Origin of the sequence: Furfurilactobacillus rossiae (genome assembly GCF_013394005.1) — a bacterium.
Classification (GTDB): Bacteria; Bacillota; Bacilli; order Lactobacillales; family Lactobacillaceae; genus Furfurilactobacillus; species Furfurilactobacillus rossiae.
Genome location: NZ_CP040586.1, coordinates 2091227 through 2110618 on the forward strand (window position 1 = coordinate 2091227; position 19392 = coordinate 2110618).

Sequence of the window (19392 nt, forward strand, 5' to 3'; positions counted from 1 at the left end):
GAGCTTCGGCATCACTCTAAACGTGCACCTTACTTCTGAATCCTGTGCATAAGCTACAAGCCAAAGCATTCGGGAAATCACCGAATCATTCGCCTTGTTTCTTATTGCTCGGATTCAACCCGAAGTAAGGTATCACTCTTTCAAACGTGCACCTGTCGCTCAAGGTCCTGTGCACAACCCAAAGCTGCCATCCTACAAGCAAGGTGCGCTTGCACGCTGTCACCTTTACGTTGTTGCTCGAACCTTCCCGAGCTTCGGCATCACTCTTCTATCATCACTCTTTACTAAAGTACCCAGAAATAACAGCGTTACAGATGGACATAATAATCGCTGCCAACATTGCCATGCCGAAGTTGGCAATGTGGAAATTCTGCGCGCCAACGAAGAAACTTGTCAGTTCCAACATCAGTGCATTTATGACAATTGAAAACAGCCCTAATGTTAAAAACGTTATTGGTAATGATAATACCACCAAGATTGGCTTAATGGCTGCATTCAAAATTGCCAACACCAAACTGGCAACCAAGGCGTACCATACGCTGGAAACCGCAAAACTATTACGGAAAAATCCAGCAATCGCCATAAATAATAGTGCATCGACAATAATCCGTTGCCAAAACTTCATATTTACTGTTTATCCCCTTTATTTTCATGCACGTCACGTTCTTCGGCATGGATTTGTTTTCGCGCTCGTGATCGAGAGGATTGTGAGGCACTCTGACCACTAAATAAGTCACCAAACAAGTTGAAAAATGATGCATCCCTCTGCTGACGGTCATTTGGTAAAAACCACAGTAAAACACCGTACAGAACCACCGCCAACAACGATATCAACCAGTGAGGCGGAATCGCAATAGCCAAAATAATATATGCTATTCGCAAAATTGTTGGATTAATATGCAAGTACTCACCAATACCACCGAATACGCCACCAATCCAACGGTCCGTTGCTGACTTTGTCAATTTTCGTTTGCTCAAGCAGGTTTACCTCGCTTTCTGTTGTGTTAACTGAATGTCCTAATTTTATCGCAAACGACGTACCGTGACCAATTTTTCAAAAGCCTTTAATAAACACTAAAACAGCTTCCCCCTCATTATCGTTTCTTCACGTTCTTTAAAACACGCGAATTCACTCAAAAGTGACAAGCTGCCCTTAATCGATTCATTAATGGTTCAACTATTTATTTTCTGTTCCAGAATCGATATTTCGTGGATTTAATTCAACAATTTTACCCGTCTGAAGATAAACGATCCATTCACAAATATTGGTCACGTAATCGCCAATCCGCTTTAAGAACTGTGCTACAGATAAGTAGTCTGTACTGCCAATTACGACCTCGGGATCTTGCCGCATCTGATCGATACTTTCCATATAAATTAACTGATAATAGTCCGCAGCCTGTGCATCCACTGCAGCAATCTTGCGGGCACGACCATCATCATCTTTGACGTAGGCGTCTAGTACATCTGCGACCATCTGTTGAACAATGGCGCCCATCTCTGAAATATGTTGTTCTGTCGAGGCCACCCGCTTGTTCCCTTTGACTCGAATCGTTGAGTGGGCGATACTGCGTGCGTAGTCTCCCATTCGTTCCAAATCAGAAACAGCCTTCAAAATTGTCACGATTTCCCTTAAGTCGGTTGTCACCGGCTGGTACAAAGCAATCATTTCAAATGACTTCTTTTCCAGTGCAACTTCACGATCATTGATTAGATGATCATCGTCAATCACTGATTGAGCAAGCGTTCGGTCATGATTGACAAACGAAGTCACGGCCTTCCCAATCGCCTCAGAAACAAGCATGCCCATTTCTGTAAAACTAGTATCCAAATCATTCAGTTCATCATCAAACAACCGTCGCATAATGCCAGCTCCTTTTCAATGTTTGCTACAGCGGTTTCGGTTAGCCGAAACGACCGGAAATATAATCTTGTGTTTGCTGTTTCTGAGGATCCATAAACATTTTCTTAGTATCACTTACTTCAATCAGCTCACCTTGAAGAAAAAATGCAGTACGGTCTGCGATTCTGGAGGCCTGCTGAAGATTATGTGTCACCGTAATCACAGTGTAATCATACCGTAATTGCAACAGAGTTTCTTCAATCACGTGACTAGAAACTGGGTCAAGAGCACTGGTCGGCTCATCTAGCAATAAAACCTCTGGTGAAACAGCCAGGACTCTTGCGATACAAACACGTTGCTGTTGTCCACCGGATAATGCCAATGCATTTTTATGCAAATCATCCTTCACTTCATCCCAAATGGCTGCCTGACGTAAACTACGTTCGACCGCTTCATCAAGGACTTGTTTATCACGCACGCCTGCCAATCGCAAGCCATAAATCACATTCTCATAAATGGAAAACGGAAATGGATTAGGCTGTTGAAAAACCATGCCGACCTCCTTGCGAAGAGCCACGATATCTGTATCCGGCGCATAAACATTTTGATTTTTAAACATCACGTTACCCGTAATGGTTACGTCATCAATCAAATCGTTCATTCGATTTAAGCAACGAAGAAAAGTTGATTTACCACAACCTGAGGGACCAATTAGCGCAGTAATCCCTTTTTCTTGGAAATCGAGGTTGATTCCTTTTAATGCTTCTTTTTTTCCGTAAAACAAATGTAAGTTATCCGTAGACATTATCGGTAGTGCCATGACATTAAGCCTCCCCCATTTTAACCAAAGTTACCTGAAATATAGTCATTTGTGATTGCGACTTTGGGACGGGTAAAAATTTTGCGGGCTTCGTCGTATTCAAGCACCTTACCGAGGTGAAAGAAAGCGGTATAGTCGCTAATTCGCGCGGCCTGTTGCATATTGTGTGTCACAATAATGATGGTATATTTTTCTTTGAGTTGTAACAACGTATCCTCAATCTGTGAGGTAGCAACGGGATCTAATGCGCTTGCTGGTTCATCCAGCAACAGAATGTCTGGCTCCATCGCGATTGCGCGCGCAATACATAATCGTTGTTGCTGCCCACCTGATAAAGCAAGCGCACTTTGATGAAGTTCATCTTTGACTTGATCCCACATAGCAGCTTGACGTAACGATGTTTCTACAATTTCATCAAGACGCTGCTTGTTCCTGACACCGCGTTGTTTCAAAGCAAAGGTAATATTGTCGTAAATGGATTTGGCAAACGGATTTGGTCGTTGAAACACCATGCCGATGTGACGACGCATTTCATAAACGTCAATTTGATTACTATTAATGTCCAAATCACGATAACGAATTTCGCCCTCTACTTTTGCGATACCGTCATTCATACGGTTAAGCGAGCGTAAAAAAGTGGATTTGCCAGACCCGGACGCACCAATAAGGGCAGTGATTTTGTACCGTTCGAATTGCAGATCACCCTCTGTTAAAGCCTCATTATCGCCATAAAAAACATGCAAATCATGGGTGGATAACGCAATTTCGTGCGTGGTTTCATCAAAATGATAAATATTACGTAATGGCGCATCTACTGGTGTCGTGCTTTTTTCACTCATACTCATGACTCCCTTCCTGCATGGCTTAGTTGGTGGCGGACGTTAATCGATGGTACAAGCGACGACCGAGCCAGCGTGCCAAGAAGTTAAATAACAGTACTGCCAGAACCAGAACTGCAGAGGACCCAGCGGAGACAGCACTTGCATCCGGCATAATGCCTTCCGAATTAATTTTCCAAATGTGGACTGCTAGCGTTTCAGCTGGACGCATCGGATTTAACGGACTCGAAATATTGAACGGATTCCAGTCGCCAAAGTTTAGTGCTGGTGCCGATTGCCCTGATGTGTAAATTAAAGCCGCCGCTTCACCGAATACACGGCCAGCACTGAGAATAACACCAGTCAGGATGCTGGGAACTGCCGCGGGCAAAATAACGTGGGTAACCGTCTCCCAACGTGACAGGCCCAGTGCCAATCCAGCTTCCCGTTGAAGATTAGGAATGGCAGCTAACGAACCTTCAATGCTTCGGGTCAGCAACGGAAGGTTGAAAAACGTCAACGCCAAGGCGCCTGATAAAATTGAAAAACCCATTTTCATGTGAACAACGAAGAGTAAGAACCCAAACAGACCAACTACTACTGATGGTAAAGAACTTAGAATTTCAATAGCGGTTCGAATGATTGTTGTCAGCCAATTTTGTTTAGCATACTCGTTAAGGTAAATGCCGGCCCCAAGTGCGATTGGAAACGAAATTAGCATAGCCAAAAGCAATAAATAGAATGAATTAAACAATTGAATGCCAATCCCTCCACCAGCCGTAAAGGCTTTAGCTGGTGTCGTCAAAAATTGCCACGTCAGTTTGGGAAAACCTGAAATCAGAATATAACCAAGTAGAAAAGCCAGAATTAAGATGACCGAACCCGCAATGGCGTAAAACACTGCCGTTGCAATTTTATCTGCCGTTTTTGCATTCATTAGCGGAGTTCCCCTTTCCGTCCAATAATCCGAATGATGACGTTAAAGAACAAAGACATAATCAATAGAACTAGTGCTAATGACCACAAAGCGTTGTTTTGCAAACTTCCCATAACCGTATTGCCGATTCCCTCCGTCAGCACGGAAGTCAACGTGGAGGATGGGGAAACTAAGTTATGCGGCAGCAATGTCGCGTTACCGACTACCATCTGAACAGCAAGGGCCTCACCAAACGCCCGGGCCATCCCAAAAACAATCGCTGTTAAAATACCAGGTGTAGCTGCACGGAGAACTACCTTATGAATTGTTTGCCAGCGAGTAGCGCCTAGTGCCAAAGAAGCTTCCCTGTAGTAGCGCGGCACCGATTTGAGTGTATCAGCCGTCATCGAGGTAACAGTAGGCAGAATCATTACGAATAGAACAAAAGTGCCAGACAGAATTCCAAAGCCACTACCACCGAACACGTGGCGAACAAATGGGACAACGACCGATAACCCAATAAACCCGTAAACAACTGACGGGATTCCCACCAGCAGTTCGGTAACAGGTTGCAAAATCTTGGCACCGTTGCGCGGCGCAATTTCGTTCATAAACACGGCCGTTCCAATCGCAAATGGTGTCGCTACTAGCGCCGATAACAACGTAATTAAAAACGACCCGACAATCATTGGTAATGCGCCGACCTCAGGCTTTCCATTAGCGCCTTTGACAGACGGGTCCCACGTTTTACCGCTTAAAAAATCCCATACACTAATATGGTTTTGAAAGAATGTTGCTAATCCCTTAGCCGCCACAAACCAAAAGATGGCAATCACGACCACCAAAATTAAAATTAAAGCTAGGAAACTGATAAAGCGACCTCGTCGTTCACTGCGTGTCGCCTGCGATGTTTGTTGCAACTTCTCTTTTATCTTATCCATGCCGTTTGCTCTCCTTCATTCCAAACTAACGAACCACCGTAACCCGACCCTTTACATCTCGTTCTACATGCATTTGAGAAATACTGATATAACCTAGCTGTCGTACTAATGTTGACTGAATTTTTGGTGATTCAATGTAGTTTAAAAATGATTTTGCGACGCCTTTAGGACGACCATTCGTATACATATGCTCATATGACCAAACTTGCCACTTGTTAGACGTGACGTTTTGATTTGTCGGCGCCACACCGTTAATTGCCACCTTTTGAACTGTTTTATTAGCGTAGGAAAACGCGACATAACTAATGGCCCCAGGTGTCGTACTGACAATGGATCTCACCATACCAGATGAATCCTGCTCTTGTGCTGTCTTCACGCGATGACCGCGTAACGCCCATTTTTCAAACGTTGCCCGTGTACCAGAGCCCTGGGCTCGATTCACAATTGTAATTGGAACGTTTTTGCCACCAAGTTCTCGCCAGTTTGTATACGTACCATCGAAAACTTTTTGTAATTGAGCTGTTGTTAGCGTTTTTAGTCCAACTTCCTTATTGATAATCGGAACAATTCCAACAACGGCAACCCGATGGTCGACTAAATTATGTGAATGAATGCCTGACTGTTCTTCGGCGAAAACATCTGAGTTACCAATTGCGACAGCTCCCTCCTGGATTTGGCTCAATCCGGTTCCTGAACCACCACCTTGGACATTAATAAAAACACCGAGATGATCACCACTAAATTGTTCACCAGCTGCTTCAACCAGTGGTTGCAAAGCAGTGGATCCCACTGTTGTAATTGAACCGCCTGCGGAAGAACGGTTACGTGTTTGGTAACCCAGTCCCAATAGTCCGCCAATGGCAATCAAGAACAAGGCCACACCTGCAATGCGTCGTTTGTTCATGTTGTTCCTCCTAAAATGCCGAACTTCGGCATCACTCTTTTAAAACGTGCACCTGTTGCCCAGAAGCCTGCGCATAACGCTTTTGCATATACCCAGTGTATCGAATTGATGTAAAGGACTCTTGGTCAGCATGTAAAGGTTGTGTAAAGACGTTTACAAAAACAGCGTTTGCCCCAGCACCAGTCTTTTTCAATGACTGTATGCTAGCGCAAACGCTGTTTTCAAATGATTATTTAATGTTAGTTATTTAGGAAAACTAATTGTCATAGTCGTTCCGACATCCAGCTGACTTTTAACGCTCACTTCACCTTTTAATAGAGTCGTCAGCTCCTGGACAATCGCCAATCCCAGACCAGTACCTGGAATACGTTGTTTTGTCCGAGATGGATCACCCCGGTAAAAGCGTTCAAAAATTCGGTTTTGCTGATCTTCCGCAATACCATAACCCGTGTCCTGAATACTGAGCTGCCACCCATGCTGAGAGGTTGCGGTAAACATAATGTGAATATCACCACCAGAACGATTGTATTTAACTGCATTAGAAATCAAATTCTTAATGATTTGTTCTAACTTGGTAACGTCAGTCTCCACCATTGCTTTTTCCGGAACCTGATTAGTGACCCTTAAGGCACTTCGCTGAATAGACTGAGCCTGTAATGTTAGTTGTCGATCAACTAGCTTACGCAAATCAACTTTAGTTAGCGTGGCGGTTTGGCTCACAGGATTTTGCAAACGTGATACAGATAAAACATCTTCGATTAGGTCCATCAATTGATGGGCTTGTTCATCAATGATTTTAAGAAACTCATCCCGCTTTTCCGGATCATCTTTAGCTCCCGCCAACAATGTTTCCGTAAAACCGGCAATGGCTGTTAACGGCGTTTTTAACTCATGTGACGCATTGGAAACAAAGTCTAACTGCATCTGCTCGATTTGAGTAACTTCCGTAAGGTCGTACAGCAAAACGAGCACTTGCTGATGGTTTGGCCGCGGTTCCGTATAGATGGTTGAAACTTCAAGTGTTCTAGGTGATGTCGGCAAGTGTAACGTCAATGTTTGCCTTATATTATTGTGATCACGCATCGTCGTTTCAATTTGAGTCATTAAGTCATACTGCCGCACATCTGCCGTATACAAATGTGCTTGCGGGTCTGTATTGATTTCTAACAACTGCGCTGCCATTGGATTCAATAATTGTGTCATCCGGTGACGGTCGATCACAATGACGCCCACTGGTAGATACTCAAGTAAATTATCAAGCTCATTTTCCTGGCGTTGAAAAACGTGACTCTGATGGCGTAATTCGTCAGCGGCCATGTTGATTGCCTGGGCCAAATCAGCATAAGCATGGTTGTCCGGTAAAATAATCCGTCGTGCATCCTTTGGGGAACTCAACCGTAAGACCTGCGTTGTTAAATCACTGACCACGCGCTGCTGATTAGCAATTAACCATGCAATAATCAATGTTTCCAAAGCCATCGCAGCAAAAACAGTGACCACGACAACCATTTTTAAACGTGATTCTGATACGTGACCAATAACGCTAATCAGCAAAAACAGTAGTCCTAAATTGACGACACCTGCAATAAATATTAAACGTCTGCCTAAAGTTCTCATACGCTATTCACCAAATTGATAGCCGAAGCCACGAACGGTTTTTAAATACTGTGGATGTTTGGGATCGGGTTCAATCTTTTCCCGTAGATGACTAACATGCATGTCAACCATGCGACTATCACCTGCATAGTTGAATCCCCAAACACCATTCAACAACGTGTCACGATCCAGCACTCTCCCCTGGCGTTCAGCAAAATAATCTAACAGTTCAAATTCCTTGGGCGTCAATGCAATCGGTTTATCATCCCGTTTGACCTGCAAACGGTCTTCATCAATAGTTAACGCGCCAACTTGAACCAGTCGATCAGGTTCTTTCTGAGTGACCGCTGTTCGCTCACTACGGCGGGTGACCGCCTTAATACGCGCCAACACTTCGCGTGGTGAAAATGGCTTGGTAATATAATCATCCGCACCAATTTCGAGGCCAAACACCCGGTCAAATTCTTCACCCTTGGCCGTGACAATAATAATCGGTGTTTGAATACCATCTCGACGAACCTGTTTTGTCACTTCAATACCATCTAATTCTGGCAACATTAAATCTAGTAGCACACAAAAGTAACCACCTTCGCGAATCTTTGCTAAGGCTTTAGGACCATCTGTGGCAATCTCAACCGCATATCCTGCTTGTTCGAGATTGTACTGTAGCAACGTTACAATACTCGGTTCATCATCGACCACCAGAACTCGTTTCATGGTTGTTTCCTCTCCAAATTTTCAATGTCTGCGTCAAATGTCAGGTGCAGTATATCATATTAAACTTTGAAGTCGTCTCACAAACACGACGTTTGACAGGCATCACAACAAACGTGTTTGAAATGTGCCTAATCAGGATTTTTCTGTTTCAAATTCCATTGTAAATAAGCATCAATAAACGGATCAAGATCGCCATCGAGCACTGCTTGCGCGTTACCCGTTTCATAATCTGTTCGGTGATCCTTCACCATCGTGTAAGGCTGGAAAACGTAAGAGCGAATTTGCGATCCCCAGCCAATCTCAAGTTGGGTTCCTTCCAGTATTGCCTTTTCCTCGGCCTTCTTTTGCTCCTCACGTTCATACAGCTTGGCCTTCAGCATGGACATCGCAGTCGCTTTGTTTTGGAACTGTGACCGCTGCGCCTGTGAGGAAACAACAATCCCCGTTGGAATATGGATCAAACGCACGGCTGACGACGTCTTATTAATGTGCTGACCACCAGCGCCACTTGAACGGAAAACCTCCATCTTGATGTCGTCAGGACTCAGATCAACTTGAACCGAATCATCCAATTCTGGCATAACGTCAACACTAACAAACGAGGTGTGTCGCCGACCAGCGGAATCAAACGGTGAGATTCGCACAAATCGGTGAACGCCTTTTTCACTCCGCAAATAACCATATGCATTTGTGCCACTAATAAGCAACGTTGCGCTATTTAAGCCGGCAGTGTCACCGGCTTGGTAGTCAACGATGTCAACTTTGAATTGGTGTTGTTCAGCCCACCGTGTGTACATCCGCATGAGGTTTTGACCCCAATCTTGCGATTCCGTACCACCAGCACCAGGATGAATTTCTAAAATGGCATTATTACCGTCGTAAGGCTGGTCCAATAGCTGTGTCAGCCGGTATGACTGTAACTTTTTGGCGGTGTTGGTCATTTCTTCATCTAACTGAGCAGCCATTTCAGGATCATCGTCTTCTTCCAGTAACTCAATCGTCACCGCAAGGTCCTCCACGGCCTGGTCAAGCTCCATAAATGTGTCGTGCTTTGCCTTCAGCGCGTTATTGTCATCAATAACTTGTTGAGCAGCCACGTTATCATCCCAAAAGTGTGGTTCAGCCATTCGTGCCTCGTTTTCAGCAATGCTTTGGTTCAAGGCATCGAGGTCAAAGTGACCCCCTAAAGTTCGTGATTTGTTGTTGCATATCGGCCAAGCGTTGGCGTGCATCTGCTAATTCCATATGCTCACTCCTTATCTTTGTTTAATTAACAATGAAGGACTGTCATACCTGTAAACAAGGTGAGACAGTCCTTCTAAGTGTTGGTACTTATTACCGTTCCATATTTTGACGAATTTCACTCTTCATGAACAGACGGGTTGCATCGTATTCAATATCGGAAATCATTTCTTCAAACATGGTAAACGCATTACTTTGATATTCAATCAACGGGTTCAACTGACCATAACCACGCAACTGAATGGACTGACGTAGTTGATCCAACGTATCGATGTGATCTGTCCAATGAGAGTCCACACAACGCAACACAACCACCTTTTCAAATTCAAGCATTTGACTAGGGTCATAAAGTTGCTTTTGTTTATCCTTGTACACAGTTTCAGCCTGATCCATCAGATACGACTTGATTTCTTCAGCAGACTTGCCTTTTAAATCATCCTCTGAAATCGCATCGTCATTAACCATTGCTGAACGGGCAAAGTCAACAATACTGTCAAGTTCCCACTTCTTTTGGTCACCATTAGTATGCATATCAACAATCCGGTTAACTGTCCGTTGAATCATCGGCATGATTACCCACTTAAGGTCATCCGGCTCGTTGATAACTAACTGCCGTTGCTTATAAATAACTTCACGTTGCTCACGCATAACATCATCATATTGCAGGACATTTTTACGTGAGTCGTAGTTATTCCCTTCAACACGTTTCTGGGCTGATTCGACCTGACGTGTAATGAGTCGACTCTTAATTACCGCATCGTCATCTTCCACGTTCATCCGTTGCAAGATAGCCTTAACTCGATCTGAACCAAACCGTAGCATTAAGTCATCTTCCAATGACAAATAGAATTGTGAAAAACCAGGGTCACCTTGACGACCGGAACGGCCACGAAGCTGATTATCAATCCGTCGTGACTCATGTCGTTCAGTCCCAATAACGGCTAATCCGCCAACTTCTTTAACACCAGGTCCGAGCTTGATATCCGTCCCACGACCAGCCATGTTAGTGGCAATCGTAACGGCACCCTTTTGACCGGCATTCATGATGATTTCGGCCTCACGCGCGTGATTTTTGGCATTCAAAACATTATGAGGAATGCCCAGCTGATCTAATTGATGTGACAAGTATTCAGAGGTTTCAACGGCCACCGTCCCAATTAACATGGGTTGACCCTTTTTGTGAAGTTTAACGATTTCGTTAATAACCGCGTTAAACTTGCTCTTCAAGCTTGGGTACAGTAAATCAGGCTCATCCTTACGAATAACCGGCCGGTTGGTTGGAATTGAAATAACTTCCATGTTGTAAATCTCACGGAATTCTTCCTGTTCCGTCTTGGCTGTCCCAGTCATCCCAGAAAGTTTGTTATACATCCGGAATAAGTTCTGGTACGTGATGTTGGCCATTGTCTTGGTTTCTTCTTGAATGTCCACATGTTCTTTAGCTTCCAGAGCCTGATGCAAACCATCTGAGAAACGACGGCCTTCCATAATTCGACCAGTAAATGAATCCACGATTTGAACTTCACCGTCTTGAACCACATAGTCCTTGTTATTAAACATAATGTAGTTAGCACGTAAAGCTTGATCCAAATGGTGAGTTAAAGCTGTGTTTTCAGTGTCATAAAGGTTGTCCAAGCCGAAGTATTCTTCTGCTTTACGATTCCCTTCATCCGTTAACGAAACCGTCTTGGATTCCAGGTCAACCTTATAATCACTCTTTTCACGTAGCGTTTTGGCAAACCGATCAGCACGTTCGTACAAATTCGTATTACCAGCTGAACCACCTGAAATAATCAGCGGTGTCCGTGACTCATCGATCAAAATGGAGTCAACTTCATCAATAATGGCGAAGTTCAAGCCACGTTGTACTTGGTCCTCTTTGTAAACAACCATGTTGTCACGCAAATAATCGAACCCAATTTCACCATTGGTTGAATAGGTAATATCAGCATTGTAGGCTTCCCGCTTTTCTTCAGCTGACTTCTCAGAGCCGTTAATCCCAACACTCAGACCAAGCCAGTTATACAGTTCACCCATTTCAGTAGCATCACGCTCTGACAGGTATTCGTTAACCGTAACAACGTGAACACCATCACCGGTCAACGCGTTAAGGTAAACAGGCATGGTCGCCGTCAACGTCTTCCCTTCACCGGTTTTCATTTCAGCAATATCCCCATTATGGAGCACGATGCCCCCCATAATTTGAACGCGAAATGGGAACAAACCTAAAACACGTTTGGCCCCTTCACGTGCTACCGCAAATGCTTCAGGTAATAAGTCATCAAGACTTTCACCCTTTTTGTAGCGTTCTTTAAATTCAGGCGTCTTAGCCTGTAAATCTTCATCACTTAATTTTGCGTATTCATCTTCGTAAGCCATCACCTTATCGGCTGTGTGGCCTAAACGCGTAACTTTCCGGGCATCAGATTCAACCCAGCGTTTTAATACATTTGGCATGTTGTAACTTTATCCTTCCCTAAAAACGCGTTAAACGTTGCAACTAGTGCAGTCTATCAGGTATTCATTCTATCATTTAAGTTTCTCATTGCAAACACATTCAGCTTAAACCAATCAGAAAAAAACCAAACAAAACCCACCGTTGCGGACACTGTCCATAACGGTGGGTAAGGTAAAACAAAATTAAATTATTCGATGATTGTGACGGTACTAGTCGTTTGAACCAGCCTGAAGTAAACCATAGCGACCGTCATTACGACGATAAACAACATTTACTTCATCCGTCTCTGCGTCCTGGTAAATGAAGAAGTCGTGTCCCAACAGATCCATCTGAAGAATTGCTTCTTCATTGTCCATTGGTTTCAACTGCAAACTCTTGGTCCGCACAACATCAAACCGAGTTTCTGGCTGGGTCGGTGTTGCTTCTTCATCTGGACGGAAGTCTAAGCCTTTGTAGCCCTTTTCACGGGACTTCCGGTTAACCTTTGTCTTGTACTTCCGAATTTGACGTTCCAGTCGATCTGACATGGTATCAATACTCTTGTACAAGTCATCAGAAGTTTCCTCTGCCCGTAATGTTAAGTAAGGCAATGGAATGGTGACTTCCGCTTTAGCGGTCTTGTTGGGATAAACGCGCAAGTTTGCATGCGCAATAGCGCTAACATTTGGCTCTAAGTAACGGCCAATTTTAGTCACCTTTTTATCTACGTAGTCCCTGAGTGCATCGGTTACAGAGATGTTTTCTCCACGAGTTTGTACATCTAACATAAAACTTCGCTCCCTTCCGAACTAAGTTCCCGCTATGCGGGGGCTTTTAGATTCACATGTGGACGACGCCATCCAAACATGAATTGATTTCGATAGAACCACTCTATCTCTATCTGTAGTTTCATTATAACCAACCCGCTCCAAACTCTCAACGGATATCCCTCTTAAAGACTGTTATCTTGCTAATGTAAGCCCTATCAGCGAAGTGGCTTCAACCGTTTGCAACGCCTGTGCTGCAAAGTGTAGCGTTCGGCCAGTCGTATAGACATCATCGAAGATTAAAATTTTATTGCCTCGTAATTTTTCTACATAGTTAGGATCAATTACGAACGGTTGAGTACGAGTCATCCGGTCTTTTCGTCCTTGCTTAGATTGCTGCTGTTTGTCGCGCGTAACTACTTTTAAGGCAGGACAAACAACTGGATGATGGCGATTCTCCACAATCAATTGCAATAACTCGGCTGATTGATTAAACCCGCGGTGGTCAAACGTTGTGTCTGACACTGGTACTGGTATCACAACATCCACTTGAGCCGCATCAACAGCCAGTTGTACTGCATGTTGGAAAACCTTTGCCAATCTCAAATCACCATTGAATTTATACTGATGCATGTAATCATGCATGGTCGGAGTGTATTGAAATAAACCACGGTTTTTGATCTTTAATGTATTCGGCATTAAGTGCCAACGTTGGCAATCCTGACAAATCTCCTGATTTGCCTGATTTCGACCACATTGAGGACACGCTTTTGATTCGTTAATGACAGTAAAAGCGGCCTTACAGGTCTCACAAATCGTATCAGCCGTCACTTTTCGCCAACTTAATATCTCACGAATGGTCAAGGTCCTGGGTAACCTCTTTTGACACATCAGGCATGACGCCATTCGGGTAACCGCCTTCCCTTTTGGTTCACAACTTGAATCTGACGGATTGCCCGGCGCAGCGTAAGCGTTGTTTGTTCAATCCAATAAATAACTTTCCCGTCCGGTGCCGCTGCGTTTCTGCCCGCACGACCGGCGATTTGCACTAGCGCTGCCGTGGAAAAAACCGCGTCGTCAGCGCCTAGCACCAACACATCAATGTCCGGAAACGTCACTCCCCGTTCCAAAATGGTGGTCGTTACTAAAAAATCCACTTTCTTTTGACGCATTGCAGCCACCTTCTCAACCCGTTCTCCATCTGCCGCATGAACAGTGACAAACGACGCCTTGGGTGCAAAGCGTCTGATCGCCGCGGCAACATCTGGCAATTGTGCCACATGCGGGACAAAAAGCAAAAAGCGTTTGTGCTGACGCAAGCGGGCTGTAATGGCAACTTGCAGAGCTGTCGGTAAGCGTCCACGACGTAATTTTTCACGCCAGTGCCACGCTCCTCGACACTGGATTTCAGGCAGCAGATGACCATGAAATCGTAACGGCAAGTAACTCATCGTTAATTGCCGCCTAGTCACTGCGTGCATCAGTTCAGTCCCCGGTGTGGCGGTTACGTATAGGCAAGCACCATTAGGTTTAATGGCTTGATCAACGGCAAACATTAATTGCTTGTTTTGTGCAAACGGAAAGGCATCAACTTCATCAACCACCAAAATATCAAAAGCATGATAAAATCGAAGCAGTTGATGCGTCGTACACACGGTAAACTGGCAGTATCGATAAGGTTCCGTTTGCTGACCATGGAGCAAAACCATCGACGTGTTTGTAAACGCTTGTTGAAAACGTGGAAACAATTCAATACACACGTCTACTCGCGGTGAGGCAACTGCTACCCGATCACCACGTTTGAGCGCATCTGCCAATCCCAAAAACAGCATCTCAGTTTTGCCCGCCCCCGTAACCGCCCATAACAAATGGCGCTGGCGTTTGACGAAGACACTCTGAACATCCTGCGCACAAATTTGTTGTAATCGCGTCAGTGATCCCGCCCACGTCAGTGTGTTCCTTTGTGGCGGAAATGCATTGGGCTCAGGAATTGTCAGTAACGACTGACGACTCGTAATTCGTCCCAGTGCCAAGCAATCTGGACAATAGTAGCCGCCTGCTGGCAATGCCACATGAGCTTTTTCAAGTTGCTGATGGCATCGTTCACAACGAACCCACCGGCCACTGATCGTCATTGCAGGTCGCGACACGATTCGCGGATCTGTTGGTTCAAAAGTCGGCGGCAATTGTGCGGCCGTTAATTGACGACCAAATAATTCTTCATTCATCGTTCATCCCCGCTTTTTAAGCATTATCTCGTTCATAACCTTACATACGTATTTTTAAACAGATTTATTTGTTGGAGGACAAAAATGTCAGAATTTCCTTTTCTTTCCCTTGCCACCGCTCACGAAGCTGAACAAACCATTAAAAAATCGCGCTTTATCGGTTATGCGGCGCCAATCACAACCGAAACAGATGCAACAAACATTCTGGATCAAGTCCAAGCCCAACACGCTAAGGCTAATCACGCTGCCTACGCCTACGTGGCCGGTGACCACGATGAATTAACTCGCCAAAGTGACGCTGGTGAACCTGTCGGGACGGCCGGATCACCAATTCTAAATGTCATCCAGCAACAGCATCTGCACAACGTTATTATTGTGGTTACCCGATTCTTCGGCGGCATCAAGCTGGGTGCTGGCGGCCTCATTCGTGCGTATGGCAGTTCCGCCAGTTTGGCTATTCAAAATGCGCCAATCGTCGAGCGAAAAGCTTTAACACGATATGAGATTACTTTGGACTACAAACAGGCTGAACCGCTAAATGCTTGGTTGACTGATCGTGTCGACCAAATTGTTGGGACCGACTACGGTGTCGCTGTCACAGTTACAATTCTTGTTGGTGCTGATGATATTCAATTTGCTACTGAACTAACTAGCAAAACGAACGGTCAAGCACAACTCAAGAAAATCAACGAAGAATTCGCAGAAGTTCCTTATGCTGTGTCAAAATAATGCCCGTAAGGCCTCGATTAAAATACATTTAACGACCAAAAACGTTCTCACTTTGCAATCTATGCAGAGTAAGAACGTTTTTAATCTCTAAAAATATACTTTTTAATTCGCTTTTCTAAGCGCCCTTGTGCATGTTGCCATTCACATCACGACTGACATGCATGCTCGTCAGTGGAATGTAGCCAAGCTTTTTAACAAGGTGCTTTTGAATAGCATTGCTCGTCATAAATTTAATAAAGGTCTTTGTGGCGAGGCTAGCCTTACCTTTGGTGTACATGTGTTCATAGGACCAGATCTTCCAGTGGTTATCAGCAACATTCGCATCCGTTGGCTTAACGTGGTCGATACTGAGTGCTTGCATGTCCGGCTTAATGTATGAAAAAGCAAGATAACTAATGGCACCAGGTGTCGTTTTAACAATCTTTTGAACAGTCCCATTAGAGTCTTGTTCTTGACTTTGAGCAGCCTGTTGGCCATCGAGCCCGAATTTTTCAAAAGTTGCACGGGTACCTGATCCCTTAGCACGATTAATAATGACAATTTTTTCGTCCTTACCACCAACTGCTTTCCAGTTGTCGATCTTGCCAGTGAAAATATCCTTCAACTGTTGTTTGGTCACGTTCTTCACATTCGTATCAGGATTTACCACAGGTGCCATCCCGACCACGGCCACACGATGATCGACCATCCCAGCGGTGTTAAGGCCCTTTTGTTCTTCAGCAAACAAATCAGAGTTACCAATGTTAACGGCGCCCTTGGATACCTGACCTAATCCGGCACCGGAACCGCCGCCTTGGACATTAATGGTGACACCTGAATGATCATCCTGAAATGTTTGTCCCGCCTGTTCTACTAAAGGCTGGAGTGCAGTAGATCCAACCGCGACAACCTTGCCGGAAATCTTCTTATCAGCACTCGCAACGTTTGTATGCTTAGCCGACTGACAGCCTGCCAAGGTAAATACCAAGCTCAATCCTAGGACGCTCACTAAAGCTGCTTTTTTCATAATCTAACCCCCACATTTTTTGAGTAACAACCTGCCTTACCCGTTGAACTAAGCATAGCGAATCAACGTAAAAGCCTCATGTTTGTGTTGTATAGGTTGTGTAAAGCTTGCGTAACGTACCTCGACACATGTGCCAATGAAAAAAGATCCTATTCAAATTTCGAATAAGATCTTCACAAAACAAAATTTAGTTAATTACTGTTTCAAATGGTAGTTATACGTGGAGACAATGATGTTTTCACGCGAATTCAGCACTGAGCGCAAACGTAAACTCGTTTGGTTATGCAGAATGTTTTGCCACGGTCGTTTAGGCACGAACTGTGGTACCAATACCGTAGTACTGTAATTTCGTTCGGCCGCCCGTTTGGCAATAACATCACAGAACCTTAGCACAGGCCCAGAAACAGAACGGTAGGATGAATGAATATCCACAAACCGGACATTCGGGAAGTCACGCTTAAATTCAGTAACCGTCTCACGTTCCTTACCCGGGTTCTGGTCAAACGAAACGTGCATCGCAATGACATAATCTCCGATGGACTCAGCGTAATCAATCGCGCTCTTAGTCACCCGCGTGACGTTTGAAACCAGCACGATGACAGTCGCCCCGTCATAGTGGTGTGGCTTCGTCTCAACGTTAGCCGCAACGCGCAATTGTTCTGCAACAGTCATGTAATGTGAATGAATCTTGTGGAACATCCACATTAACAACGCCATCACGATTGGGTAAGGCCAAACGTTACTAAACCGAGTAACAAACAGGAAGATGGCAATGGCAGCTGAGATAAAGGCACCAACAAAGTTGATAAATGCTTTCCCTTGCCAGAAACCTTCACGCTCACGCCGCCAATGAATAATCATCCCTGATTGTGATAGGGCAAACGGCACGAACACACCAACCGCATACAGTGGAATCAATAGCGTTGTTTGCGCATGGAAAATCACAATTAGTGCAATGGCACCCGCTGCTAACGTGATAATCCCGTTTGAATAACCCAACCGATCACCGCGGTCCATGTAAGCATGGGGCAAGTTTTTATCCTTAGCCAAGTTAAAGGCTAAGATTGGGAAGGCGGAAAAACCAGTATTGGCCGCAACCGCCAAAATCATGGCCGTGGACGTTTGGAACAGGTAATACAGTAACCCATGACCGAAGACAGTAACGCCAATCTGAGATAACACCGTTTGAGTCGCCATTGGCTTAATCCCCAACCAGTAGTTGATGAACGTGATGCCGCCAAAGAAGAACGCCAAAATTGTAGCCATGATAGCCAGTGTTCCAGCAGCATTCTTTGTTTTCGGTTTCTTGAAGTTTGGCACCGCATTACTGATGGCTTCAACACCAGTTAACGATGATGACCCAGAACTAAAGGCCTTGATGAACAGTAATACCGTCATCCCTTTAACCGGCGCCCCCACAGCAGCCGTAGCGTGATAAACAATGCGACCTGTAGCAATATTAAAAATCCCCACAGAGATCATTAACAGAATCATCACGACGAAGAAATACACCGGCACGGTCAGGAAATTTGCTGACTCGCTCATCCCACGCAGATTGAGCGCCATAACAAACAACACAATTACAATGGAAATCCCAACTTGATGATTGTACAAGGCTGGAATTGCCGACGTAATCGCTTCAGTCCCTGACGTCACAGAAACTGCCACGGTTAGCATATAGTCAACCAGTAATGACCCACCAGCAACTAATCCAGCAGGACGGCCCCAGTTTTTAGTGGCAACCACGTACGCCCCACCACCAGAAGGATAGGCATGAATAATCTGTTGATACGATAACGTAATCGCCAACAGTAAGATGAGCACAATCCCTGCAATTGGCAGGGAGAACCAGATTGCTGCAGCGGATAATGTTACCAACACCGTGGTAATCTGTTCAGTCCCATACGCCACTGAGGAAAGTGCATCTGATGAAAGCAAGGCCAATGCCTTAAATTTAGTCAGCGATTGTCCGCCTTCATCTAAAGTTTTTAGCGGCTTACCAATTAATAGTCGCTTCAAATAGCGCCACATATTGAAACTCCTTTTAAATGGACAGCTAATGGCAGAACACCGCTAGCTGTCACTCATTATATCGGCTATTTTATAAAAATAGACTTATCATTTATTTAAACGGTCAGCCAATTAACTCAATTGGTTGGCTAAAAACGGCAAAAAAGCCACAACTTGCTTGCGGCTTTCAAGCTCAATCATCTTACACCAGATTGACACAAACACCAAGCTCATATGAAAGTTTGATGAGCAAACGGATAAATGGTTTTCAACCCAGCGCACGCAACACATTATAACCACTTTGATGACTGATTCAAGTCAACCGGGTCGTGTCTTTCAAAACTTTTCTAAGTGGAGTTTTCATCAACAAATTAGCAGTATAATAAACATAAATTTTCAGTTCAACTTTAAGGAAAAC

The 19392-nt window shown here is 44.5% G+C and carries 18 protein-coding genes; 1 reads left to right on the forward strand and 17 read right to left on the reverse strand.

Annotation, left to right across the window (positions count from 1 at the left end):
• Positions 1 to 274 precede the first annotated feature (274 nt).
• The 15 genes from LROSL1_RS10135 to LROSL1_RS10205 all read right to left on the reverse strand — a co-directional run bounded on the left by LROSL1_RS10135 (position 275) and on the right by LROSL1_RS10205 (position 15229).
• Positions 275 to 625 carry a phage holin family protein gene (locus LROSL1_RS10135; RefSeq protein ID WP_017262161.1) on the reverse strand — a complete coding sequence of 117 codons (351 nt, stop codon included), beginning with the start codon at positions 623 to 625 and terminating at the stop codon, positions 275 to 277.
• A gap of 2 nt (positions 626 to 627) precedes the next feature.
• Entirely contained in the window at positions 628 to 978 is a 351-nt protein-coding gene (locus LROSL1_RS10140) for a PspC domain-containing protein (protein WP_017262160.1), read from the reverse strand.
• Between the two features lie 199 nt (positions 979 to 1177).
• Positions 1178 to 1864, reverse strand: a complete 687-nt coding sequence (gene phoU, locus LROSL1_RS10145; RefSeq protein ID WP_017262159.1) for a phosphate signaling complex protein PhoU — start codon at positions 1862 to 1864, stop codon at positions 1178 to 1180.
• 40 nt (positions 1865 to 1904) lie between these two features.
• Positions 1905 to 2663, reverse strand: a complete 759-nt coding sequence (pstB, locus tag LROSL1_RS10150) for a phosphate ABC transporter ATP-binding protein PstB (RefSeq protein WP_017262158.1) — start codon at positions 2661 to 2663, stop codon at positions 1905 to 1907.
• Positions 2664 to 2683: 20 nt separating this feature from the next.
• Positions 2684 to 3502: a phosphate ABC transporter ATP-binding protein PstB gene (pstB, locus tag LROSL1_RS10155; RefSeq protein WP_017262157.1), complete on the reverse strand. Its 819-nt coding sequence runs from the start codon at positions 3500 to 3502 to the stop codon at positions 2684 to 2686.
• Positions 3503 to 3527: 25 nt separating this feature from the next.
• The gene (pstA, locus tag LROSL1_RS10160; protein WP_017262156.1) at positions 3528 to 4418 is read right to left on the reverse strand and encodes a phosphate ABC transporter permease PstA; all 891 of its coding nucleotides are present in this window, start codon (positions 4416 to 4418) and stop codon (positions 3528 to 3530) included.
• Positions 4418 to 5338 carry a phosphate ABC transporter permease subunit PstC gene (gene pstC, locus LROSL1_RS10165; protein WP_178914493.1) on the reverse strand — a complete coding sequence of 307 codons (921 nt, stop codon included), beginning with the start codon at positions 5336 to 5338 and terminating at the stop codon, positions 4418 to 4420. The genes pstA and pstC overlap by 1 nt, the downstream gene beginning before the upstream one ends.
• A 25-nt stretch (positions 5339 to 5363) precedes the next feature.
• Positions 5364 to 6242 carry a phosphate ABC transporter substrate-binding protein PstS family protein gene (locus LROSL1_RS10170; RefSeq protein ID WP_178914494.1) on the reverse strand — a complete coding sequence of 293 codons (879 nt, stop codon included), beginning with the start codon at positions 6240 to 6242 and terminating at the stop codon, positions 5364 to 5366.
• 243 nt (positions 6243 to 6485) lie between these two features.
• A complete protein-coding gene (locus tag LROSL1_RS10175; protein WP_178914495.1) occupies positions 6486 to 7859 on the reverse strand; it encodes a sensor histidine kinase in 1374 nt (457 codons plus the stop codon).
• A 3-nt stretch (positions 7860 to 7862) separates the two neighbouring features.
• Entirely contained in the window at positions 7863 to 8555 is a 693-nt protein-coding gene (locus LROSL1_RS10180) for a response regulator transcription factor (protein ID WP_178914496.1), read from the reverse strand.
• Positions 8556 to 8683: 128 nt separating this feature from the next.
• A protein-coding gene (prfB, locus tag LROSL1_RS10185) for a peptide chain release factor 2 (protein ID WP_178914497.1) occupies positions 8684 to 9800 on the reverse strand; the annotation gives its coding sequence in 2 pieces (ribosomal slippage) (positions 8684 to 9727 and positions 9729 to 9800; 1116 coding nt in all).
• 90 nt (positions 9801 to 9890) lie between these two features.
• Positions 9891 to 12254 carry a preprotein translocase subunit SecA gene (gene secA / locus LROSL1_RS10190; RefSeq protein ID WP_017262150.1) on the reverse strand — a complete coding sequence of 788 codons (2364 nt, stop codon included), beginning with the start codon at positions 12252 to 12254 and terminating at the stop codon, positions 9891 to 9893.
• A 210-nt stretch (positions 12255 to 12464) separates the two neighbouring features.
• Positions 12465 to 13022, reverse strand: a complete 558-nt coding sequence (gene hpf, locus LROSL1_RS10195) for a ribosome hibernation-promoting factor, HPF/YfiA family (RefSeq protein ID WP_017262149.1) — start codon at positions 13020 to 13022, stop codon at positions 12465 to 12467.
• 174 nt (positions 13023 to 13196) lie between these two features.
• Positions 13197 to 13700, reverse strand: coding sequence for a ComF family protein (locus LROSL1_RS10200; RefSeq protein WP_162129502.1), 504 nt, complete (start codon positions 13698 to 13700; stop codon positions 13197 to 13199).
• 191 nt (positions 13701 to 13891) lie between these two features.
• Positions 13892 to 15229, reverse strand: coding sequence for a DEAD/DEAH box helicase (locus LROSL1_RS10205; RefSeq protein ID WP_178914498.1), 1338 nt, complete (start codon positions 15227 to 15229; stop codon positions 13892 to 13894).
• An 84-nt stretch (positions 15230 to 15313) separates the two neighbouring features.
• Here LROSL1_RS10205 and LROSL1_RS10210 point away from each other — a divergent pair, with 84 nt between their 5' ends.
• A complete protein-coding gene (locus LROSL1_RS10210) occupies positions 15314 to 15958 on the forward strand; it encodes a YigZ family protein (protein ID WP_178914499.1) in 645 nt (214 codons plus the stop codon).
• 115 nt (positions 15959 to 16073) lie between these two features.
• Here the strand turns inward: LROSL1_RS10210 and LROSL1_RS10215 are convergent, their stop codons facing one another.
• The gene (locus LROSL1_RS10215; protein WP_178914500.1) at positions 16074 to 16964 is read right to left on the reverse strand and encodes a phosphate ABC transporter substrate-binding protein PstS family protein; all 891 of its coding nucleotides are present in this window, start codon (positions 16962 to 16964) and stop codon (positions 16074 to 16076) included.
• 195 nt (positions 16965 to 17159) lie between these two features.
• Positions 17160 to 18995, reverse strand: a complete 1836-nt coding sequence (locus LROSL1_RS10220) for an APC family permease (RefSeq protein WP_161001591.1) — start codon at positions 18993 to 18995, stop codon at positions 17160 to 17162.
• Positions 18996 to 19392 lie beyond the last annotated feature (397 nt).